The following is a 22,673-nucleotide window of genomic DNA, read 5'->3' as shown; positions in this document are numbered from 1 at the left end:
CTGCTCCCAAAGCAGGCGCGATAACCGGGCTACGCTACACCCCGAGAGCGGAGAGTAAGGGATTCGAACCCTTGGTACCGTTTCCAGTACGCATGTTTAGCAAACATGTCCTTTCGGCCTCTCAGGCAACTCTCCATTGCTCGTAAACATTTCTGTTTTTAAGCGGTTGCAAATGTAAGCTTTCACACATAATTTGCAAACTTATCGACATCTTTTTTCCCGAAAACTTGCTGTTTTTCTACATCAACGCTCCCAAGAATTTGACTCTCAACACTTCAACTATTTTCCTTCAGGCGAAATGTACGTCTTGTTTCCGTTGCTATTGATGTAGTATTTGCCTCCGCGCGGTCCGGTATATACCTTCTTGCCGTTATAAGTTCCCGAAACTTTATCAGCCGCTGCTTTCTTCTCTTTAGCTCCTTCAGCCTTTAACTTCTTCTCTTCAGCTTTTATCTTTTCCTTTGTTGCTTTTTCCTTTTCTGTTGCTGCTGACTTCGCTTTAGCTGCTGCTTTCTTTGAGTCGGCTTCGCTGGATTTATTCGCTGCTTCGGCTTTAGTTTTCGCTTTGACAGCTGCGCCCTTTGCTTCCGATTTTGCTTCCTTTGCTTTAGCTGCGGCTGTCTTCCCTTCTGCTTTAGCTTTAGCCTCTGTTTTAGCTTTAGCCTCTGTTGCTTTTTGCTTTAGAGTTTTGTCTTGAGCTTGCACGCCTACTGTAAATAGTACAGCCAGCAAACTCATAAAAATTTGGTTTCTCATGTTTAATGAATTTAATTAGTTAACTTTCGTAATTAGTAAATCTAAAATAATGTTTTTTTTAAAATTCCGATTTGCAATCTGCGTCCTTTTCTTAACGTCAAGTGCTTATAGCCAGTCTGATTCGTCTTTTGTTGCAGTAACTTCTTCTGAAAACAAGCTCGTGTTCGATTTAAAATACGCTACTTCCGACAATTTTCTGAAAGCCGCCGTTTACGATTGTAGCACTTGTTTTTTACGCGAAGAAGCAGCAATAGCCTTAAAAAAAGCGGCTACCAGAGCTTGGAAGAAATACAAGCTTCGTTTAAAATTGTTCGATTGTTATCGGCCTTTAGCAGTTCAAGAACGCATGTTTGCTTTGGTGCCTAACCCAGAATACGTAGCCGATCCCAAAAAAGGTTCGATTCACAATCGCGGTGCTGCTGTTGATTTAACGCTTATCGATGAAAACGGAATTGAACTCGATATGGGAACCTCCTTTGATCATTTTGGTGTGGAAGCGGCACATACTTATCAAAACCTCACTGAAATCCAGAAATCGAATCGTAAGAAATTGCTCAGCATTATGAAATCCGCAGGTTTTAAGCCGCTTCCCAGTGAATGGTGGCACTACAATTACGGTAAATCTCGGAAGTTTAGTATCTCAAATGCAAACCTATGCGCAACTAAGGAAGATCTAAACAAGGTAGATGTAAACTAAAAAAGCTCTCGGGTGAAGTTTCATTTCCCGTAAGTTCCGATTTTAATTGCTTTTTCAATATGATGTCGGTGGTTTCTGTAGTGTATTTCACACGCATTAAAATCACAGGCGATTCACGTAACAATTCGATACTTCCCTTGGTGAATAGAAAATCGGCTGCTAAGATACGTGCCGATTCTGCCGTACCTGTTTGAACCAAATTACTACACATATCGGAACTGGCGTAGTGCAACGTTATAATTTTTCCGTTTTGTAATTGCAGGTATATTCTACTCGACGCATCGAAACAAACGGCCTTGCTGAAATCTTTTGTTTTTTCTATTAGCTCGTAATGCAAAATAGGTGTACCGTTTGATTGCAACAATTTAAAAGAAAGAAATGTTTGCTTACCATCGAAAATACGTTCGTGAACAAGATACGATTTTGTTTCGCGGTAGGTCCCAAGACTGTCGGTTACATTAATATCCCACTTACAATCGGCTTGACCGAAAACTGTAGACAAACAAAAAAAGCCAATAATTGTTACTAATACTTTCATACTTTTTCACATAGAATAACCACTTTCCCATGAACTAAGGAAGTGGTGAAGAAGGTGTAAATATCGCCTCCATCTTTTATTTTAAATTTTTTTCGAAGCACTTCTGGCGTTTCAAAAAAATTACGTGTGCTGATGTTCATCTTCTTAGACTGCCAGTGCGGATAATACTTTTTTTGGTACGGAAAAACCTCTTTTATTTTAAAACGTCGCCCCGGGAAATCGCGTAATTCCTCAGAAACAAACAAATGAGAAAATTCCGCCAGTTTCGCAACTTCGTATTTCTTACTCAAGTAATTTACTGCTCCCGACTTCATTAGCGCCGCATTGGGTTCGTATAGATAGCCGTTTAAACTTTCGGCTAAGCGTACAAAATCAGTATTGGTTTCAACTTTTTCCAAGCAGATTCCGTCTGCTGATAAATTAACAGCAAAAATCTGCGGTGAGTCTGGCGCAACTGATTTTAAAATCCACAACAATTCTTTGACTTCATTCTTAACTGCTACGATATAAATTTCCGCTACGTTTTTAAAATCGCGTAAACCAGCAGCAATATCCAGCATGGGCGAAGTTTTCACTAAAACATTTCTGGCACGACTAAAGATATCATCTTGGAAAAGCGTCACATCCGGTTCGCAATCCGATAAATTAAAGACCTTTTGGTTTGCTGTATCCCGACGCGCCGGATCAATGTAAATCCAATCGTATTGCTTATCGTTATTGAACAAATGTGCCAATCCATTAACGTGTTGGCAACTAATATTGTTTGCTCCTAAAACCTTGAAATTATGTGCCGCAAAAATCGATAATGCTTCGCTAAGTTCGCAATGCGTTACTTGCTTGACATGCTTTGAAAAATATAAACTATCGATTCCTAAACCACCTGTAATATCTAGTAGCGACTCGCCCGAAACCAACCCGGCTTTAAAACTTGCTGTTGCTTCCGAAGAAGTTTGTTCGACAGAAACCGCCGATGGGAACACCACAAGCGGATTGTTTACGTAGGTGGGCAACTTCTTTGCTGCTTTTTGTCGCGATGCAATTTGCTGAAATACAAAATGCTTATTTTCTTCATCAAAGGGAAATTTCGACAAACTCAATTTGCCTAAATCGGAAAAACGATTCTCGAAAATATACGTCCGTATTTCTTGGGTCAACTGCTCAGTCATCACATATTTTGTGTGAGAATTTGAACAAATTTATTGTTTGGAAAAAACTCCTTAGCGATAATTTTTAACATGGTGTAGAGCGGAACCGCTGCAATCATGAGTAAAACGCCTCCTAAAAATCCGGCAATCAAAATAACTAGGAATATCTCCAACGGATGTGAATTCGTGCTTTTTGAGAAAATTAGCGGTTGCGACACGTTGTTATCAATAAGCTGAACAATCCAAAATCCGATAAGAATATAAATTGTTGTTGGAAGAATTTCGCTTTGAAAATCTTGTCCCAAATGACTCATCATGGTTAACAAGGCTGCTAAAACTGAAGCAATTAATGGTCCAATGTACGGAATAATATTCAGTATTGCACAAATAAAAGCGATTACCAATGCGTTCGGAACTCCAAAAATTACCAACACAATAAAGTACAAAACGAACACAATTCCCAACTGCAGCAATAAAGCAACAAAATAACTACTGAGCATTTCGTTGATGGATTCAATTGAATTTGCCGTGCGCTCACGCTGATCTTTTGGGATCAATCGCTGAATATTAAACGCAATTTGCTGTTTATCTTTTAAAAAAAAGAAGGTGATAAAAAGCGTACTACCGATAGCCATGCCGATATTACCGAGTGCACCTAATAAATTATTAAGAAGGTTTGGAATAAAATTGAAATCGATAACGTTAGCTGGATTAAATTTTGCTACCTCATCGGCGGCATTTATGTGATGCTCTTCCAAAAAGGTTACCAAATCGTTCTTTAAGGAAACTACATTTTTCTCGATGTCGGCAATGTTCAATACAGCTAAATGATTTCCTTGTTCGATAATTAGAGGCACCAAAAGCGCAATGAAACCAACAATAAAACTCACATAAATAAACAAAACAGCTACAACCGCAACGTTATTCGAGAATTTGAACTTATTCTTAAAAAACCGCAACAAAGGTCGGCCAATTAGCGTAAGAACCAGCGCAGTAATGAGATACATTAAAACCGAACTAATAGCCGACAAGAAATAATATGCAGCTACGATTCCCGCAAGTATGAAAATCGTTCTGAGTAATCCGTTGCTGAGTTCTTTGGCTGTCATATTAATAGTTGAAAACGTAGTGAATAATATTAGCCCCCATTTTTAGCGCTTTTTCGCGAACTTCTTTCGGATCGTTATGCACTTCTTGATTTTCCCAACCGTCGCCCAAATCGGTTTCTGTAGTGAATAAAAATGCAAGTCGATTATTGATAAATAAGCCGAACGCTTTTGGTGCTTTTCCGTCGTGTTCGTGGATTTTTGGCAAGCCAGCAGGAAAAGCGAAAGGTCTTTGAAAAATAGGATGCGAAGCCGGAAGTTCGACCAAAGGTGTTTGCGGAAAAGCTTTTTTAATTTGTTGTGGCAAATATTGACTCATACCGTAGTTATCATCAAAATGAACGAAACCGCCTCCTTCTAGGTACTTTCTCAAGTTCTCAATTTCGGCATCAGAAAAAACCACATTACCATGACCTGTTGCGTGAATAAACGGATACGAAAACAAATCCGGACTAGAAAGCTCGACCGTTTGAGGTTTGGTGGCAATTTTGGTTCCTATATTAAGATTACAAAACCTAATTAAGTTAGGAAGCGAGGTTGGGTTAGCATACCAATCGCCGCCACCTCCGTACTTCAAAAGCGCAATTTCTTGTCCGCGTGCGCAAAAAGCAGCACCCAATAAAATAGTCAAGAAAAGAAATTTCTTCATGGTAATTGCTTCAAATTAAACGTCATAACGGCTACTAATCCTGCTGTTTCGGTACGCAATCTGTTTGTTCCTAAACTGGCTACCTGAAAACCGTGATCGAGTGCAAAGGCAACTTCTTCTGGGGTAAAATCGCCCTCCGGACCAATGAATACCGCAGCACTTTTTCCGTTTTCAAGACTCGTAAACAAATCAACTTTGGAAGCTTCGCCGCAATAACAAATATACTTTTGTTCTGCGGAACAGTTTGCAATTGCCTGCTGAATTTTTTGAATTTCTTCAACTTTTGGCAAATGAGCTTGCCCGCTTTGCTTCATGGCCGAAATCACAGTTTTTTCTAAACGTTCCGTTTTCAATTCTTTACGTTCAGATCGGGCACACAAAATGGGTTGATATTTTTCAAAACCTAATTCAGTGGCTTTTTCCAACATCCACTCCAAGCGATCAGTCATTTTGGTTGGAGCTAGATACAATTCAAAACTACTTTTTCGCTGTGGAAGTTGTTCTTTAGCAGTGATTTGCAAACTGGCTTTGTTTTCATCAGCAACGGCAATTACAGCGGTTGCTAACAATCCGTTTCCGTTAGTTACCTGAACAAAATCTCCGGTTTTTTTTCGCAAGACTTTAATCAAATGCTTACTTTCCTCCCGACTCAGACGGTAGTTTTCAGTGCTTTCGTTAAGTGCGGCGTCGTAAAATAACTGCATTACATTTGAATTCGGGCTTTCGCCACAACGTTTTGGTTTACTTGCATATCCGATAAATACTGGTAATATCCTACAATTCCAATCATGGCAGCATTATCGGTTGTGTATTCAAATTTAGGAATATAGGTCTTCCATCCTCTTTCAGATTCTGTGGCTTTCAAGGCTTTTCGAATGCCGGAATTTGCCGACACGCCTCCGCCAATAGCCACTTGCGTAATTCCTGTTTCTGCGACAGCTAAAGTAATTTTATCCATCAAAATATCGATAATGGTTTGTTGTACGCTTGCGCAGATGTCGGCTAAGTGCTCTTCAATAAAGTTCGGATTTTCTACTTGTTTTTTTCTGATGAAGTATAAAATTTGTGTCTTTAATCCTGAAAAAGAAAAATCTAATCCGCTAATTTTTGGCTTAGTGAACGCAAACGCCTTTGAATTTCCTTCTGCGGCGTATTTATCGATCAACGGACCACCCGGATAAGGCAATCCCAAAATTTTCGCAGTTTTATCGAAGGCCTCCCCTACTGCATCGTCGGTCGTTTCTCCGATCACAGTCATAGAAAAATGACTGTCAACGCGAACTATCTGCGTATGTCCGCCACTAATTGTTACTGCTAAAAACGGGAAGGTTGGCTTGTCGAAACCTGCCTCGTCGATAAAATGTGCCAAAATATGACCGTGCATGTGATGTACCGCAAACAAAGGAATTTGCAGCGCAGCCGAAAGCGATTTTGCAAAAGAACTTCCAACCAACAACGAGCCCAACAAACCTGGACCTTGCGTAAAAGCAACCGCATTTAGCTGATTTTTAGTGATTCCCGCATTTCGCAAAGCCAGTTCAACCACGGGAACTATATTTTGCTGATGGGCACGCGAAGCCAGTTCAGGAACAACACCTCCGTATTGCTCGTGAATTTTTTGTCCGGCTACAACATTTGATAAAACCTTGTCGTTTTGTAGTACAGCAGCCGAAGTGTCGTCACACGAACTTTCAATAGCTAAGGTAAAAACAGTTGATTCTGCCATTTAGGGCATGGATTTTGACTTATATTTGACTATCCGAAAAAAATCAGTTCTTTTCGGATTTGAATGCGCGCAAATTTACAGTAAATTCTATTGCTTTTTGCCGCGATAAGCAGACAGATTTTTGGAAGAAAAAAAGAAAATATCTCAATTTAAACGAGCCAAGCGAATTGTTGCACGGGTATTAGTAGCTCTGTTTTTACTGTTGCTAACGCTCGGAATTGTGCTGTCTTTACCCGTAGTTCAAACAAAAATTGGTGCGTTGGTAACCGAACGCCTCAACAAAGATTTTAGTACCGATATTTCGGTTGAACAAGTTGCTATAACCGTCTTTGGAAGTGTCAAGTTAAAAACGGTGCTCATTCGAGATCATCATAAAGACACCTTGATTTTCGCCAACCGCATACAAACCGATATCCTCAGCGCACGCGAACTCTACGACGGAAATCTCATTTTTGGCGATATTCGAATCAACGCACTAAAATTCTTCATCAAAACCTACAAAGGCGAGAAAAAATCGAATTTAGACGTATTCGTGGATCGCTTTGAAACCGGCAAACCTTCGAAATCTAAATTTCTGCTTCAAGCGAAAAATGCGTACATACAGCGTGGCCGATTTCGAATAGTCGATGCAAACCGCAATGTAACGGATGTCGATTTCACTAAACTAGAAGCATCGATCAGTAACTTTCAGATTTACGGTCCGGATGTGCAAACAAAAATCAATCAGCTTTCATTTAAAGACAGCCGAGGCATTACTGTTGAAGATCTTCGTGGCTATCTCAAATACGGAAAAACTCAAATTAAATTGAGCGATTTCAAACTCTTAACAAGCCATTCTGAACTGGCTGGAAATGCCTCGCTTGATTTTAAACCCGGCGAATTTGCCGACTTTGAAAATAAGGTTGTCTTGAGCCTTCCAAAACTTCGCGGTTCGGTATCGGGCAAAGATATCAAGTGTTTTTATTCGGATTTAGCTGCAGATAATCAATTTGAATTGCGAACCGATTTTAAAGGAACATTAAACAAATTCACACTTAAAAACACCTTTTTACGAGATTCGCGAAAAACGCTTTTAAGTGGAAATTTAGAGCTGATTAATAGTTTTGGTGATGAAAATCAGAAGTTTTTTATGACGGCTGATCTCAAAAACTTTACTTCGGATTACGCCAGCTTGTGCGCTTTGATTCCGAATGTGATTGGAAAAAGCCTGCCCAAAGAAGTAGCGCGATTAGGATTGATTCAACTGAAAGGAAAAATTGGGTTGAGTCGAAAAAATTTGGATACGAATTTTGGAATGAATGCCACTGCCGGAAAACTCGCTGGAAAGCTCAAAATTAATGGCATAGACGATTTCCAAAACGCAACTTACAAAGGAACCTTACTGTTCGAACAGTTTAAACTCGGAAAGTTTATCGGGCAATCCGATATTGGATTATTGTCAATGACCGCAGAGGTCGACGGTTCGGGCTTTAACTCAAAAAACGTTAATACCAGCATCAAAGGAAAAATAAGCAACTTCGGATACAACCGTTATAATTATCGGAATATCGTTGTCGACGGCGAGCTGAAAAGTCCGTTGTACCGAGGTAGTATTATCGCTAACGATCCGAACTTATACATGGACTTTGACGGGGCAATCGATTTGAGTAAACGCACACCCAAATACGATTTCCATGCACTAATCGACTTCGCTAATTTGCGAAAACTGCGATTTACAACCGATTCGATTGCTGTTTTTAAAGGAGATATCAAAGGTAGTTTCTCCGGAACAACACTCGATAATGCTGTTGGAGAAATCGTGGTAAACCAAACCTCGTATCAAAACCAAAACGACACATACTTGTTCGATGCATTTACGCTCAGTTCAGCCGTTGATGAGCAAGGCGTGAAAACTATCGAAATGAATTCTCCCGAGATCATTGCAGGAAAGGTGAGCGGGAAATTCCGTTTTCAAGACGTGGTTCCGATGGTTCAAAACGCTGTAGGAAGTTTGTACACCAATTACAAACCGTTTAAAGTGAAGCCCGGACAGTATTTGAAATTCAATCTGAGCATTTACAATAAAATCGTCGAGATTTTCTATCCCGAAATAAAACTCGCAACCAATACCTTTCTCCGCGGAAGCATTAACAGCGATAACAACGATTTCAAATTCAATTTCACTTCGCCAAATGTGGTTATTAACAACAATGAACTCGAGCAAATTCGTGTCATTGTCGACAACAAAAACCCACTTTACAACGCCTTTATTGAACTCGATTCGATAAAAACGAAATATTATAAAATTTCGGATTTTAATCTAATTAACGTTACCTCAAAAGATACGATGCGCGTGCGAACCGAATTTAAAGGCGGTAAACAAGCGCAAGATTATTACAACCTAAACTTCTTCCATACCATCGATAAAGACAACAATAACGTGGTGGGAATCAAAAAATCGGAGTTGCATTTTAAAGACTATTTGTGGTTTTTAAACGAAAGCGACAACGAAGAAAACAAAGTTATTTTCGACAAGAAATTGAGTTCGTTCGACATCCGAAAACTGTCAATGACGCATGAAAATCAGCGTATGGATTTAGTCGGAATTGTAAATGATTCGACCTATAAGGATTTGAATTTGTCGTTTGAAGAAGTGAACTTGGGTAAGATTATTCCAACTGTAGACAGCTTGAACATTAACGGACGTTTAAATGGCGCCGTGAATATCAAACAAAACAAACAAATTTTTGAACCGACGGCTTCTATTAGCATCGCCGATTTAGAAGTCAATAAAGAAAAACTCGGCCAGTTAAACGTGGATATCGAAGGCGATAATACCTTCAAAAAGTTTAATATCGATGCCTCTTTAGAAAACGAAAATGTTGAAGCTTTTAATGCCGAAGGTTATCTCGCTTTTGAAAACGACCAAACTTTGATGGATGTTGATTTGCGTTTGAATTCTTTCAACCTCGCAGCTTTTAGTCCGTTGGGAGGCGACGTGATCTCTAACATTCGCGGCAAGCTTTCGGGCACTGCAAACGTGCGTGGTGTGGTTAATAAACCCGAAGTGAACGGCCGTTTGTTTTTGGAAAATGCCGGATTCAAAATTCCGTACCTCAACACCGACTACAACTTCCGAGAAAATAGCTTTATCGATCTTGCCGACGGTCGTTTTCTCTTCCAAAACAACACCTTAATAGATACGAAGTACAAAACAGAAGGTCGTTTAAACGGAGAAATCCGCCATAAATATTTTACCGACTGGCGTATGGACTTACGAATTAACGCCAATAAATTGCTCGTTCTTGATACCAAAGACAGCGACGACGCGGCATACTACGGAACCGCATTCATAAATGGTTCGGCAAGTATTGTTGGGGCAACCGACGCCTTGCAAATCGACGTGAATGCGAAATCGGAACCCGGAACGCAGATTAAAATTCCGATCAACAACGCCGAAGGAACAGGAAGCAACAACTTTATGCACTTTCTTACCGAAAAAGAAAAGTACAACTTACAAAAGGGAATCACCGGCGAAGTGAGTCGTTACAAAGGCTTAGAATTAAACTTCGACTTAAACATTACGCCCGACGCCGAAATTGAAGTGATTCTAGATCGAGATACTGGCCACGGCATGCGTGCCAAAGGAAACGGAATTTTACTTCTGGAAATCAATACTATTGGTAAATTCCGAATGACGGGCGACTACCAAGTAACTGAAGGTTCGTACAATTTTAAATACCGCGGTATTATCGACAAGCGATTTGAACTGAAGAAATTTAGTTCGATATCTTGGGAAGGCGATCCGATGCGTGCCCGTTTAAATTTGGAAGCGGTTTACACGGCACAGGCCAATCCAGCAGTTTTGTTGGACAATCCGTCGGTAAATCGACGTGTTCCTGTGAACGTTGGTATCATTATTACGGGTAATTTAAGTAGTCCGGAACCCGATTTTTCGATTACCTTCCCTACCGTATCTTCGGTTTTGCGTTCGGAAATCGAAACCCGACTAAGCGACCGCGATACCAGACAAACGCAGGCACTTACCTTGCTTTCAACCGGCGGATTCTTATCTCCAGACGGCGTAACGCAAAGTGCGCTCACCCAAAACCTATTCGAAACGGCAACGGGTATTTTCGACAACTTATTCCAAAATTCAGATGATAAAGTAAAGGTAGGTCTGGATATCGTTTCAGACGAACGAACACCGGGGCAGCAAACCGATGGCAGTATCGGATTTAATATCTCGACGCAAATCAACGATCGGATTACCGTGAACGGAAAAGTTGGTGTGCCTATTGGCGGAATTAACGAATCGGCTTTGGTTGGTAATGTGGAAGTACAATACCGCGTGAACGAAGACGGAACCATGAATTTGCGCTTCTTTAACCGCGAAAACGATATTAATTATTTGGGAGAAGGTATTGGATACACCCAAGGAATTGGTGTGACTTACGAAGTGAATTTCGACACCTTCAAAGAATTCATCAATAAAATATTCAAAAAGAAACTGTTAGACCGCGAGCGCACAACAGATTATCTGCACGATTCGGACATTGAAACTCCCGATTACCTCAATTTTAACGACGGAACCGACGACAAATCGAATTCCGACAGCAAAAAAGAACGCCCAAAAGGCGAAGCCATCCCTTCAAAAGAAGATTAAAAGCGGCAACCAAAAAAAACTTATTAACGAAAACGTTTGAATTGCAAAAGCTTTGCTAAATTACTGAATTTGGCGTGTTTGTAGCGCTCGAACTTTGCTAATTTAGCATTTTTAAAGACCTAAAAATGTCAAATCAAATAAAAAAGATTGGTGTTTTAACTTCGGGAGGCGACAGTCCGGGCATGAATGCCGCTATTCGTTCAGTAGTCAGAACCTGCGCTTACCACAACATTGAATGTATCGGAATTTATCGCGGTTACCAAGGAATGATTGAAGGCGACTTCAAAGAAATGGGACCTCGCTCTGTGAACAACATCGTTAATAAAGGAGGAACCATTCTTAAATCGGCGCGTTCTAAAGAATTCATGACGCCAGAAGGTCGTAAAAAAGCACACGAAAATCTAGTAAAAGCAGGTGTCGATGCACTGGTTGTTATCGGTGGCGACGGCAGTTTCACCGGAGCCGAAGTTTTTAACGCCGAATTTGGCTTCCCAGTAATGGGGATTCCAGGAACCATCGACAACGATATTTACGGAACCAGCCACACTCTAGGCTACGATACTGCACTAAATACCGTAGTTGAAGCCATCGATAAAATTCGCGATACCGCATCTTCGCATAACCGACTTTTCTTTGTGGAAGTTATGGGTCGAGATGCCGGACATATTGCACTTAACGCCGGAATTGGCGCCGGAGCCGAAGAAATTCTGATTCCAGAAGAAGATCTCGGGCTCGATCGTTTGCTCGATTCGCTAAAGAAAAGTAAAGCCTCGGGGAAATCATCGAGTATTGTCGTGATTGCTGAAGGCGATAAAATCGGAAAAAATGTTTTCGAACTTAAAGATTATGTAGAAGAGAATTTACCCGAATACGACGTGCGCGTTTCGGTGCTCGGACACATGCAACGCGGTGGCGCTCCTTCGTGCTACGACCGTGTTTTGGCTAGTCGCTTAGGTGTGAAAGCCGTTGAATCGCTACTCGAAGGAAAATCCAACTTCATGGTCGGAATCCTAAACGATACAGTAGCACTCACGCCACTAGAACAAGCCATAAAAGGACATACGGAAATCGACCGCGAACTCCTCCGCGTAAGCGATATTATGTCGACTTAAAACAAACCATCATTTAAATTAATAACAGACTATGTCAAAAGTGAAATTGGGAATTAACGGATTTGGCCGTATCGGTCGAATTGTTTTTAGAGAAGCTTATAAAAGAGATAATGTAGAAGTAGTTGCCATCAACGATTTACTAGATGTAGATCACTTGGCGTACTTATTGAAATACGATTCAGTTCACGGACGTTTCGAAGGAAATGTAGAAGTGAAAGAAGGAAAATTATACGTAGACGGTCGCCACATTCGCGTAACAGCTGAGAAAGATCCTTCAACCTTGAAGTGGGACGAAGTGGGCGCTGAAATCGTTGCCGAATCTACCGGAATTTTTACCACTTTAGAAACCGCTCAAGCACACATTCGCGGCGGCGCTAAAAAAGTAGTAATCTCTGCTCCTTCTGCCGATGCACCGATGTTCGTAATGGGCGTAAATCATACCAAAGCAACGGCTGCCGATACCATTGTTTCGAACGCGTCGTGTACCACAAACTGTTTGGCTCCTTTGGCAAAAGTTTTGAACGATCATTTCGGAATCGTGGAAGGTTTAATGACCACCGTGCACGCAACAACTGCAACGCAACTTACTGTAGACGGACCTTCAAGAAAAGATTTCCGCGGCGGACGTGCAGCTTTGCTCAACATCATTCCGGCTTCAACCGGTGCCGCAAAAGCCGTTGGTAAAGTAATTCCAGAATTGAACGGAAAATTAACCGGTATGTCGATGCGTGTTCCAAACGCCGACGTTTCTGTAGTCGATTTGACGGTGAAATTAGCGAAAGAAACCAGCTACGACGATATCATGGCGGTTTTGAAAACAGAATCTGAAACAAACTACAAGGGAATTTTAGGTTATACCGAAGACGACGTGGTTTCGCAAGATTTTATCGGAGATTCAAGAACATCAATCGTCGATGCGAAAGCGGGAATCGGCCTAAACAGCACCTTCTTTAAAATTGTATCTTGGTACGACAATGAGTACGGCTATTCAAGCAAATTAATCGACTTAGCAGTACACATTTCAAAGTTATAAATCACGAATTTGAAAACCGGCGCTTGTTTCTGCGTCGGTTTTTTTATTTTTAGAAGCTATTTCCTGCTTTTCGCTGCAATTTGTGCTGTGGCATAAACGCCACCACAGCACAAGATTTCCGCTTCAATCAGGGCTAGGGCACCAAAATCAAAAGCTAACAAAACCATATGAAATTACTTGTAGATAGCGGTTCAACTAAAGCGGATTGGATTGCCATTGACGACAACGGCAAGGTTGTCTTTACCACACAATCGCTCGGACTCAATCCGGAAGTACTTACCAAAGAGGAAGTCGTTGAACGCTTAAACGACCGTTTCGACATCTCACATAACAAAAACAACGTCACGCATTTGTATTTCTACGGCGCCGGCTGCGGTACCGATCGCATGAAAAACTATCTCGCCGACGTTTTTACCAAATATTTTCCAAAAGCTTACATCAGCGTTCAAGAAGATACGTACGCAGCCGTTTACGCCACCACACCCAAGGGCGAAAAAGCAGTTGTTTGCATCCTCGGAACCGGCAGCAATTGCAGCTATTTCGATGGAAACGTCTTGCACCAAAAAGTACAATCGTTAGGCTACATTGCCATGGACGATTGCAGCGGAAACCGTTTCGGAAGGTATTTGCTTCGCGGCTATTTCTTCAATAAAATGCCGTCGCTGCTCGCAAAAGAGTTCGAAAAGGAGTACAATGTGGATCCCGATTTCATCAAACACAATTTGTACAAAGAACCAAACCCGAACGCGTATTTAGCGACCTTCGCGAAGTTTTTAATCAAACATAAAAACAGCGATTTTTGCCAGGAATTGATTCATGCAGAAATGGAAAAATTCGTCGAGTTTTACATCTTGCAATACGAAGAAGCAAAACAATATCCGATACACTTCATTGGATCGATTGCTTTTTACCTCCGCGACGAGCTGGAAGCAACCTTAAACAAACACGGCCTAAAATTGGGTAACGTACTGCGTCGCCCCATCGACGGACTCATCCAATACCATTCGTTTAATAAATAACGAAACTGTTTTATACTCAAAATGCCAAATGGAAACGTTTGGCATTTTTTGTTGAAATTAGTTTTAGGCTTTACCGAATTGATTATCGTTTTGTACCGCTTCGTACAACAATTGTCGCACCAAATCACGATCAACCTCGGCAACCGATTTAAACACAATACGCACCACTTTCGAGCCGGGTTTAGCACCCATTTCCAGCAAGGCATTTCCATGCATAAATCCCAAAGCAACACCTTCCTTAATGTTTCCCCACGGCACCGACGCCGGCCAAATAAAAGCCAATCTTCGATTTCGATAAAAAAACGGTACGTTATACGCTAATCGCTCGTTAACTTCAGGAACGGTTTCAAAAATCAACTCTCGAAGTAGTTCCACGATTTCCCATTCGCCGGAAGGCAAACTTTTTAAAAAATCGGCTACAGACTTGAATTTTATTTTTTGCGGATTGGACACTTCGCTATTTCTAAATTAGAATTAGGTAATCAGTAAAAAATCTTGCAACATCCTCAACCTTTTACAACCGCTCGCACTGCTCTTTTAACAAATTTAACCAATGTTGCATTCCCTTCTCTAAATTACGATTGAATGATCGTTTAAACAATACTGCCAGAAATCCTTCCATACTTTCATCCACACGAACTTGGGTTATTCCATCTTGTTCCTCTAAAGTCCAGTTATGGATGGCAAACAAACCGAATGTCTTCCCTGTCCAACCAAAATATCGTTCTGGAACCACCGTGTGAATCGTCGATTCTATGGTTACTCCACCCGTTTTCCAAATAAATACTGCACCTTCGCGAAATTCGTTTTTCAAATTGGCTTTAACAATATCTGTTTGCCATGTCGGCCACATATTAATGTCGGTAAGTACTTTCCAAACCGTTTTAGCATCGGCTTGAATGCCAATTGTTTTACTACAAACTACTGCTGCTTTACTGTTTATGGTTCTCATAATTTTTTACTTTAGTTTCAACTTCTAAAAATCTGAAGCAGAAACGATTAAACTATTGCTTTTTGTTGTTCTTATTCAACAAAGCAAAGTTCAGCACAAAGCAAACGCAGTCTCTTGACAAATATCAAGAAGTTCACAAGATCGATTTTCTTCGCAACCTACTCAAGGTTTCCGGGCGCATACCCAACATCGATGCTAAATATTGTAACGGAACGTGGTTAAAAAGCTCTTTGTTCCACGCGTAAAGCATTTGATAACGCTCTTCGGCACTTAACGACAAATGCTGTACAATTTGATCTTTTAAAACCGAAAAACACTTGGATATAAACTGCTTTTCGAGTGTTGGCCAATTGGGAACTACTTTTTCCAGTTGCGAATATTCTCCGATTTCTATCACGTACAATTCACAATCTGTTAGTGCTTGAATGTTCCACCGAGCCGGCTGTCGAAATACAAAACTCGATAAATCAACCGCAAAATAGCCTGCTGTAGAAATCCATTTCGTTACTTCTACCTCTTCAACCAATACAAACTCGCGTAGAATTCCCGATTGTACGAATCCTAACCGTTCCGAATACCTTCCGCAGCGTAAAAAATAATCACCTTTCTTAAGAGTTATCGGCTTAAAAAAGGAGCTAATTTTCGAAACATCCTCCAGCGTTACGCTAAAATAAGTGGAAATATATTGTTCTAATTGAGTCACAAACAAACTTTAAATACACGTAAATATACTTGAAATTGCAGTGCGCTAACGCATTGAAAAATCCAAAACTATCAACAATATGATTAGATTTTAAACCAATGTCTTGCTCTTAAAACGCCTTGCCCCACAAATCCAAACCACTCATTTCCTGTAAACCCCACGCAGCCGTAGTCCCTTTTCAATTATTCTTAAAACAAACGCAAAAAAAAGGGACTACCGCAACCGGTAATCCCCAACCAAACATCTAACGACGTTGATCTAATCCAACAGCATATACGCCTACTCCATCCTTAAATCAACGCATCACTTTTTGTGCATCTTATTCCAGTTGGCATCGGCGCGTTTAATGCGTTCGTCGCGCTCCTTTTGCCACTCCTTTCGCACTTCTAAATTGTAGTTCAAATACAACTTGCCATCAACAATCGTAAACGCTTCCGGCTCGATAGGTGCTTTGTAGCCATTCGACATCCCATAAGCACAATAACCACCGTATTGCGGAATGTACTTACGCGGATTCTCCTCAAACAGCCTTTTGTTATCAATCGTTGCAAAATAATATGTAGCGTCCTCAAATTTGGCTTGCAACTGCTTGCTTCCTCTTACCGCCTTATTCATAGTAAAATACGCCACCGGATCGTGACCTTCAATGGCAACACCATTCTTCTGATTGGTTTGTGCCTGCAAAAACGATGCATATAGCAGCATCAATTTAAAAATTAGCTTTCTCATAATTGCCTTTAAAAATTATTAAAATAAAATTTGGTAACTAACGCCCAATACAAAACTCCGCGTTAATCCGTCGGGGCGAATATCTCGAACAACAACCGGAGTCGCCACCGAAACTTCTAGCTGCTGCTTTTTGGTTAATCGATACGAAGCAAGGCCGTTGATATTCACAGTCAAACCGTCGGAACCGGCAATCGACACCCGTTTACTGAAAATATTCTCATACGTATCTTCTCCTAAGTGATATATAAACAACACATTAGGCTTAAAAGTTAGTTTTCGCGACGGCAATTGCCAGGTGTACGTAGCTCTAAAAAGTGCATCGGGTTTGCGCTCAAACAAATTAGTCGACGGAAAATCGGTTGTACCGCTGTATTCGCTGAAATACGAATTCCGATTCAAATTCACAACCGGTATTTGCACAGCCAGTTGCCAATCGAAATTACCTGTTTTTAAAGCTGTTCCGGCTAAAACATCTATGGTTCCTAAACTCGACTGATAATCTAAAGGCAACGAATAGCCGTTAATTTTCAAGTTTGAAGCCGTAAACGGAAATTTAAATCCAAGCATCGCACTCCATTGCTTTTGCTGCTTTGGCTTAAAACGATAATTGCCAATCAAAAAAGCATCACCAAATTGCGAACGTGTTCCAAAACTTCCGGTCGCTGTAGAATACGTAACGCGTGCCGTAAACGAAAACTTCGATGAAAAATGTTTGGTGTACGCCACGTACGGCGAAACGTATTTCACATCGGCTTCTCCTAAACTGTACACCACCGCAGTTTCTATCACCTGGCGCACCGAGTCGGTTTCTCGGTCAAATCCTTTATCTATCGAGCAAATTCCCGCATCGCTACAACCTTGCGCAAACAGCGTTTTACTCCCAAAAAACAGAAAGGCAACAAGCACTAACTTTCTCATATTCTTAGTTTTGTGTTAATGCCGCTACAGCAAATAAATGGTTGTATTGTTGGCAGTGAATAAGTACATGACTATAATCGGCAACCTCCACCGAATCGGGTATTTCGTAAACCGTTTGCGAACTCAGATTGCCTAAATTCACAAAGTTGTTCGGCACATCCGATTTCGATAAATACACCTTCAAATCTGGGCCGTTAGAAATCGAAAATCCCGTTAATTGCACTTTGTAACTGCCTTCCGAAAAATAAATTTGTGCAGCTCCCGCAACGCTTATTCCGGCGGTTGGAACAAAATTTCCCGAATACTGCAAACTGGCGTCGGGCGCTATGTTTTCAGCAACGCGCCCCGAAGTCAGCACGCCTTCTTCCGAACAGCCAAAAAGTAAAAAACTACAAACAATCAGCACTAATGTTCTCATGATACTAAGTTTATTAAGGTCAAAACTACGGCAGCGCCCCAAGCTAAAATGTCGGCTAGCTTACATTTACCATCGATTTGTTTTTTTGGCCAGCAATTCCCGCTGTTCGTTGCAAGTCCTCAATGCAAAAACGGCTGCCGTACGCCCGGCATCGGCTTCCTGCCGGTCGCCGCTGCCGAGCCACGCCAGCAACGTTTTCGCATTTCCGGGCTTTCCACTGCCATCGGGGCTGGAAAATCGTTACCAAAAAAATGTTAAAGATGTTTTTAATTCTCTTTAACAAATGATAGATATTAATCTCAAACAACAAAACCATCTTAACTACGCTAGCTAACAACATTTATTAAAATATGTAAGCTAATTGTTTATAATACATATAAAATGTTGATAGAAATGATGTTTTTAATTAAAAATTAAAAATATTTTTGTTTCATTATAAATAACAACTTATATGACAACAGAAGAATTTTTAAAAGAAATTGAAAAGATGTTTTTAATGAACATTTCTAGTTTTAAAACAGGCAATCTTACTATTCCCGATAAGATTAAGAACTTGGAAATGGCTAAATCTGAAGTAAAGAGAATTAACGACGAAGTGCTGCCTCGAATTAATAATTATATCGATGAAAACAAAAAAGATGAGATCGAAATAGAGAAAATAAAATCAAAAATTAAAGAATGCAGAGAAAAATTAGATCCGGTTATGTTTTAAGGTAATTTTTTTTATAATCGGCGCCTTGCTGGTTTCGCTAACCATCGGGGGCTGGAAAATCGTTACCAAAAAAAATGAGTTGTTTTTAAAGTGCGTTTGCTGACATCCCCCCGTCGATCACTAAATTCTGTCCCGTAATAAACGATGCTTCCGACATCGCAAAAAACGCCACAGCAGCAGCAATTTCGGCAGGTTGTGCAACGCGGCGCAAGGGCGTACGTGCTAAAACGGCTTCCAATTTTTCCGAATCGGCTAACAAGCCGGCCGTTAGTGGCGTTTCGGTAAACCAAGGCGAAACGGTGTTTACCCGAATACCGGCACTCGCCCACTCTACCGCTAAATTTCGCGACAACTGCAACAAACCTCCTTTAGCCATTCCGTACGGCGATCCTGTTCGTACATCAAATTGCCCCGCAACCGAACCAATGTTTATAATTGCCGCTGCCACCGACTGTTGTAGCAACGAGTAAAAAAACTGACTTACCAAAAAAGGCGCTTTCAAATTAACGCTCAGCAATACATCTAACTCTTGTGCGGTATACGCGGTTGTCGCCTTTCGCAAATTCGTTCCTGCGTTGTTCACTAAAATGTCTACTCTTCCAAAAGTATCGCGGCTAAACTGTTGTAAACTCGTTAAGGTTTGTATGTCGGTTACTTCTGCTACAAATCCGTACACGTTTTTATAGTGCTTTCGCCAGTTTTGCTCCAACGACACTACTTCAGTTTCCGATCTGCCTGTGAATAAAACTGTGGCGCCCAATTTTAAAAATAACTCAACTACGGCAAAACCTATTCCTTTGGTGCCACCGGTGACCACTGCAACGCGATTGGCTAATCGAAATGTTTCCATATCTCTTAACTTTAAAAAAACGTGTGCAACCAAAACAGTTGCACACGTATTTACTTCTTATTTCAAAACTTCGTTTAGCGGCACTCCCACAATTTGAAAAGGCAACGATGGTGGTGTGTTTAACTGTCCGTCTTTATCGTCAATGATGTGGTTAAGCTGACTGTTAACAGTATATAGTTTTCCGTTTCGAATAGCAGAAGCCGTAGGTCGATCGTACGCTTTTTGGAAAGCATCGTGTATTTTCAAAGTTGCTTCACTGTAATCGGCATTAAATGCAGCCGAAAATATAGCACCCGCTTGCGAGTAAACGTTCACCATGAGTAATTTTCCTTTGTGAAAAAACATACCGTCGGAACCCGAAAAACCTAATTTTGCTGTATTGTCGCTCAGTTTAATAGGAGTTATTTTTTTCGATTTCAAATCAATACGTACTAAAGTACCTCCGCCTTTTATTGTTCGGTTCATTACCGAAGCAATCAAATACTTCGAGTCTGGAGTAATGGTAAGTCCGTTTAATCCAAAAGGTTGGTCTGGCGCCGGATTTTTTAACAACGGATCGCTCACAAACACTTCGGGCTTACTGTCTGCAAAGGAAGTCTTCCAAATATTGGGTCCAAAGGTATCCGACACGTAAGCATTTCCCGCAGGATCTAAGGTCACTTCGTTAAAGAAAGCACCATCAATAAAGTTCTCGGGAATCGTTTTCAGCAATTTTCCACTTTTTAAATCGAAGACTTTAAAATTGCTACCGGGGTTTCCGCTGGCGGTCTTGAAGTTAAAATTCGCTACCCAAAGACGGTTGTTTTTCTCGTCAACGGCCATACCCACGGCTATAACTAGACCGTTTTGTCCGGGCGCGCTGAAATAAGAAATCTGATCTTTATTGTCGATTCGCTGTATCGAACCGTCGCCAAATCCGCCTACGAGTAAGTCGCCATTGGGTAAGGTATGTATTCCTTCTGGAAATAATTTATCTCCTTTTAAAGAAATTGTGCTCACGGCTTTGTTTTGTTGCGCCACTGCTGTAATCGAAGCTACTGCAAATAAAATTGTTGCTATAAAATTTTGAGTTTTCATGATCTCTTGGATTTTTAGATTTTTAGATTTTTTTAGATTCGTGACTGACGATTATAGCTGATCTGCCAAAGGCCAGTCGATTTCAATTCCTGTCAAATTGTGCAAGTAGTTGCTAATGATTTTATCGCCTACTACGATGACGACATCAATTAAATTCGCAACGCTGTAACCCGCTTGAAAGAAAAGCTCTTTAGCGTCTTCGCTTACTTTACCTCGGTTGGTAACTACTTCAGCGGTAAAACGAGCTAGTGCATCTAGTTTTGGATCAAACGATGCTGTGCCGCCACGAACTTCCAAAATTTGTTCCTCACTTAATCCGGCATATTTTCCGGAAACGCTGTGAGCCGATTGGCAATAACGGCAACCGTTAATCTGACTCGTAACCAAGTTGATTACTTCACGTTGTTTGCCCGAAAGGGTACTTTTGCGATTTTGTAATGCGAGATAATCCGATAATGCAATATCGTTGTGTGCATAAAAAGCATACAAATTAGGTACAAAGCCAATCATTTTGTGCAGATTATCAAAAATGCCTTGATTAGTTACCGATACTTCGTCGCGTTGTGGAACTGAAAACGTTCTTTTTGTTGTTGTGTTCATAATACTTTGTTTTAAGAATTTTATGTCGATATTGACAAGACAAAGTTGCGCCAAGAAGGCAGCTGAACACAATCAACTAGTTGAGGAAATGCAGTGAAACTAAATGAAGAAAAAAAAGTAAACTAGATTAACTTTTTAGACTGAACCCGCGTGTTTCTTAGCTTCGACAAGTATTGGGTAGTCATTCCCAAGAAAGATGCCAGCGCATATTGCGGCACTCGATTGGCAATATTTGGGTATTTTGTCTCAAATTCGGTGAAACGTTCTTCGGCGGTTTTGGTTAAATTACTAATCAATCGACGCTGTAAACCTGCAAACGAACGTTCGGCCATAATTCTAAAAAACGTCTCGTATTTGTGGTTCTTTGCTTTAAGCATTTGTTCCGACTCGTAATCGATTTGCAAAACAACACTATCTTCTAAAGCCACAACAAACATCGATGCGGGTTGCTGAAAAATGTAACTGTTGTAATCCGAGATCCACCAATCTTCCACAGCAAATTGTATGGTGTGCTCTTCGCCAAAGTCGCCAACTACATACGCTCTAAAAGCTCCTTGAACAACATAATTTCGGTATTTTGCGGTGAAGTCCGGCTGAATAATAAATTGCCGCTTTTTAATAGTCGTACGCTTAAAAAACGATGCGAAATCAAGTAATTCCGACTCGCTAAAGTCGATTTTCCCGCGCAAGTGCGCCAATAAAGCAGCGTGTGTTTCCATCAGAAATCGGTATCGAAGCCGAAAAATAAGGCAATATTTCTAAATTTTAAAATTTTCGAATCGCCCTGAGCGAGCCAGTAGTTTACTATTGAATTCTTTTCTCTAATTGAGCGTCCCCTGCCAAGATTTGTGCTTTATCCGAAAATCGTTTCGGCGGGTCTGCATGAAAGTACAAGCAAAAAAAATCCGATGTTTTTGGCATCGGATTTTTATACTAATTATTCTTCATCGTCTTCGTCGTCGGCAACATCAGACGGATCGGAATCAAAATCGTCTTCATCATCAAACTCCGGTCGATCGTTATTAATATCGTCGTCGGAATCATCATCGGCGTCTACATCGTCAGCATCATCGCCCAAATCAATGCCTTTGATCGGTTCTAATGGCACTACAACATCTTCTTCATCTTCAAAATTCACCATTCTGTCGGCCAATTTAGTCGAAATTTTCACCAAATAAATGGTGTCTTCAGTACGTACTTCCACCGCTTCGATGGTTTCGCCTTTGTGGTTTTTAAACCGGATAATCTAAGTACACGACAAAAATTGTATTAAATTAATTTCCAGCTT

The 22,673-nt window shown here is 40.8% G+C and carries 24 protein-coding genes and 1 tRNA gene; 6 read left to right on the top strand and 19 right to left on the bottom strand.

Going from position 1 to position 22,673, the window contains the following annotated elements; translation table 11 throughout:
• Positions 1-48: 48 nt before the first annotated feature.
• Both CHX27_RS03280 and CHX27_RS03275 read right to left on the bottom strand, forming a co-directional pair.
• Positions 49-135 (bottom strand) — tRNA-Ser (locus CHX27_RS03280).
• Between the two features lie 144 nt (positions 136-279).
• Entirely contained in the window at positions 280-756 is a 477-nt protein-coding gene (locus tag CHX27_RS03275; protein WP_094485340.1) for a hypothetical protein, read from the bottom strand.
• 49 nt (positions 757-805) lie between these two features.
• On the opposite strand from CHX27_RS03275, the gene CHX27_RS03270 reads away from it, so the two are divergent.
• On the top strand, positions 806-1,453 hold the full coding sequence (locus tag CHX27_RS03270) for a M15 family metallopeptidase (protein ID WP_094485339.1): 648 nt from the start codon (positions 806-808) through the stop codon (positions 1,451-1,453).
• Here CHX27_RS03270 and CHX27_RS03265 read toward each other — a convergent pair.
• From CHX27_RS03265 to tsaD, 6 genes are read right to left on the bottom strand one after another with little or no spacing between them, the layout of a single operon-like run.
• The gene (locus tag CHX27_RS03265; protein ID WP_094485338.1) at positions 1,419-1,991 is read right to left on the bottom strand and encodes a hypothetical protein; all 573 of its coding nucleotides are present in this window, start codon (positions 1,989-1,991) and stop codon (positions 1,419-1,421) included. The two genes, CHX27_RS03270 and CHX27_RS03265, sit on opposite strands and share 35 nt — an antisense overlap.
• Positions 1,988-3,157: a THUMP-like domain-containing protein gene (locus CHX27_RS03260; RefSeq protein WP_094485337.1), complete on the bottom strand. Its 1,170-nt coding sequence runs from the start codon at positions 3,155-3,157 to the stop codon at positions 1,988-1,990. Before CHX27_RS03260 ends, CHX27_RS03265 begins: the two co-directional genes overlap by 4 nt.
• Complete coding sequence (locus tag CHX27_RS03255; RefSeq protein WP_094485336.1) at positions 3,157-4,245, bottom strand: AI-2E family transporter; 1,089 nt, start codon at positions 4,243-4,245, stop codon at positions 3,157-3,159. Before CHX27_RS03255 ends, CHX27_RS03260 begins: the two co-directional genes overlap by 1 nt.
• Before the next feature lies 1 nt (position 4,246).
• Entirely contained in the window at positions 4,247-4,891 is a 645-nt protein-coding gene (locus CHX27_RS03250; protein ID WP_094485335.1) for a DUF4159 domain-containing protein, read from the bottom strand.
• Positions 4,888-5,595, bottom strand: a complete 708-nt coding sequence (locus CHX27_RS03245; protein WP_094485334.1) for a 16S rRNA (uracil(1498)-N(3))-methyltransferase — start codon at positions 5,593-5,595, stop codon at positions 4,888-4,890. Before CHX27_RS03245 ends, CHX27_RS03250 begins: the two co-directional genes overlap by 4 nt.
• Entirely contained in the window at positions 5,595-6,617 is a 1,023-nt protein-coding gene (tsaD, locus tag CHX27_RS03240) for a tRNA (adenosine(37)-N6)-threonylcarbamoyltransferase complex transferase subunit TsaD (protein WP_094485333.1), read from the bottom strand. Before tsaD ends, CHX27_RS03245 begins: the two co-directional genes overlap by 1 nt.
• 121 nt (positions 6,618-6,738) lie before the next feature.
• Between tsaD and CHX27_RS03235 the strand changes: the two genes are divergently transcribed.
• The 4 genes from CHX27_RS03235 to CHX27_RS03220 all read left to right on the top strand — a co-directional run bounded on the left by CHX27_RS03235 (position 6,739) and on the right by CHX27_RS03220 (position 14,426).
• On the top strand, positions 6,739-11,262 hold the full coding sequence (locus CHX27_RS03235) for a translocation/assembly module TamB domain-containing protein (RefSeq protein ID WP_243388948.1): 4,524 nt from the start codon (positions 6,739-6,741) through the stop codon (positions 11,260-11,262).
• 125 nt (positions 11,263-11,387) lie between these two features.
• Entirely contained in the window at positions 11,388-12,374 is a 987-nt protein-coding gene (pfkA, locus tag CHX27_RS03230) for a 6-phosphofructokinase (RefSeq protein ID WP_094485332.1), read from the top strand.
• 31 nt (positions 12,375-12,405) lie between these two features.
• Complete coding sequence (gene gap / locus CHX27_RS03225) at positions 12,406-13,407, top strand: type I glyceraldehyde-3-phosphate dehydrogenase (RefSeq protein ID WP_094485331.1); 1,002 nt, start codon at positions 12,406-12,408, stop codon at positions 13,405-13,407.
• A 167-nt stretch (positions 13,408-13,574) separates the two neighbouring features.
• A complete protein-coding gene (locus CHX27_RS03220) occupies positions 13,575-14,426 on the top strand; it encodes a BadF/BadG/BcrA/BcrD ATPase family protein (protein WP_094485330.1) in 852 nt (283 codons plus the stop codon).
• A gap of 63 nt (positions 14,427-14,489) precedes the next feature.
• On the opposite strand, the gene CHX27_RS03215 is transcribed toward CHX27_RS03220, so the two are convergent.
• The 6 genes from CHX27_RS03215 to CHX27_RS03190 all read right to left on the bottom strand — a co-directional run bounded on the left by CHX27_RS03215 (position 14,490) and on the right by CHX27_RS03190 (position 18,146).
• A complete protein-coding gene (locus CHX27_RS03215; protein WP_243388947.1) occupies positions 14,490-14,801 on the bottom strand; it encodes a DUF1801 domain-containing protein in 312 nt (103 codons plus the stop codon).
• A gap of 139 nt (positions 14,802-14,940) precedes the next feature.
• A complete protein-coding gene (locus CHX27_RS03210; RefSeq protein ID WP_094485328.1) occupies positions 14,941-15,378 on the bottom strand; it encodes an SRPBCC family protein in 438 nt (145 codons plus the stop codon).
• A 133-nt stretch (positions 15,379-15,511) separates the two neighbouring features.
• On the bottom strand, positions 15,512-16,081 hold the full coding sequence (locus CHX27_RS03205) for a Crp/Fnr family transcriptional regulator (RefSeq protein ID WP_094485327.1): 570 nt from the start codon (positions 16,079-16,081) through the stop codon (positions 15,512-15,514).
• Positions 16,082-16,384: 303 nt separating this feature from the next.
• Positions 16,385-16,810, bottom strand: coding sequence for a YHS domain-containing (seleno)protein (locus CHX27_RS03200; protein WP_094485326.1), 426 nt, complete (start codon positions 16,808-16,810; stop codon positions 16,385-16,387).
• An 18-nt stretch (positions 16,811-16,828) separates the two neighbouring features.
• Complete coding sequence (locus CHX27_RS03195) at positions 16,829-17,728, bottom strand: hypothetical protein (RefSeq protein WP_094485325.1); 900 nt, start codon at positions 17,726-17,728, stop codon at positions 16,829-16,831.
• A gap of 4 nt (positions 17,729-17,732) precedes the next feature.
• A complete protein-coding gene (locus CHX27_RS03190; RefSeq protein ID WP_094485324.1) occupies positions 17,733-18,146 on the bottom strand; it encodes a DM13 domain-containing protein in 414 nt (137 codons plus the stop codon).
• A gap of 451 nt (positions 18,147-18,597) precedes the next feature.
• Here CHX27_RS03190 and CHX27_RS03180 point away from each other — a divergent pair, with 451 nt between their 5' ends.
• On the top strand, positions 18,598-18,858 hold the full coding sequence (locus CHX27_RS03180; RefSeq protein WP_094485322.1) for a hypothetical protein: 261 nt from the start codon (positions 18,598-18,600) through the stop codon (positions 18,856-18,858).
• Positions 18,859-18,943: 85 nt separating this feature from the next.
• Here CHX27_RS03180 and CHX27_RS03175 read toward each other — a convergent pair whose 3' ends face one another.
• The 5 genes from CHX27_RS03175 to CHX27_RS03155 form a co-directional block, all read right to left on the bottom strand.
• Positions 18,944-19,708, bottom strand: a complete 765-nt coding sequence (locus CHX27_RS03175; RefSeq protein WP_094485321.1) for an SDR family oxidoreductase — start codon at positions 19,706-19,708, stop codon at positions 18,944-18,946.
• Between the two features lie 57 nt (positions 19,709-19,765).
• The gene (locus CHX27_RS03170) at positions 19,766-20,785 is read right to left on the bottom strand and encodes a hypothetical protein (protein WP_094485320.1); all 1,020 of its coding nucleotides are present in this window, start codon (positions 20,783-20,785) and stop codon (positions 19,766-19,768) included.
• A gap of 51 nt (positions 20,786-20,836) precedes the next feature.
• Positions 20,837-21,385: a carboxymuconolactone decarboxylase family protein gene (locus CHX27_RS03165; RefSeq protein ID WP_094485341.1), complete on the bottom strand. Its 549-nt coding sequence runs from the start codon at positions 21,383-21,385 to the stop codon at positions 20,837-20,839.
• A 122-nt stretch (positions 21,386-21,507) separates the two neighbouring features.
• On the bottom strand, positions 21,508-22,104 hold the full coding sequence (locus CHX27_RS03160; protein WP_094485319.1) for a Crp/Fnr family transcriptional regulator: 597 nt from the start codon (positions 22,102-22,104) through the stop codon (positions 21,508-21,510).
• Between the two features lie 218 nt (positions 22,105-22,322).
• Entirely contained in the window at positions 22,323-22,589 is a 267-nt protein-coding gene (locus CHX27_RS03155) for a hypothetical protein (RefSeq protein ID WP_094485318.1), read from the bottom strand.
• Positions 22,590-22,673: the final 84 nt, after the last annotated feature.

The organism is Flavobacterium aurantiibacter (genome assembly GCF_002251775.1).
In the GTDB taxonomy this organism is placed as follows: domain Bacteria; phylum Bacteroidota; class Bacteroidia; order Flavobacteriales; family Flavobacteriaceae; genus Flavobacterium; species Flavobacterium aurantiibacter.
The sequence above is the reverse complement of the archived record's forward strand: the minus strand, read 5'-3'. Positions and strand labels throughout refer to the sequence as shown.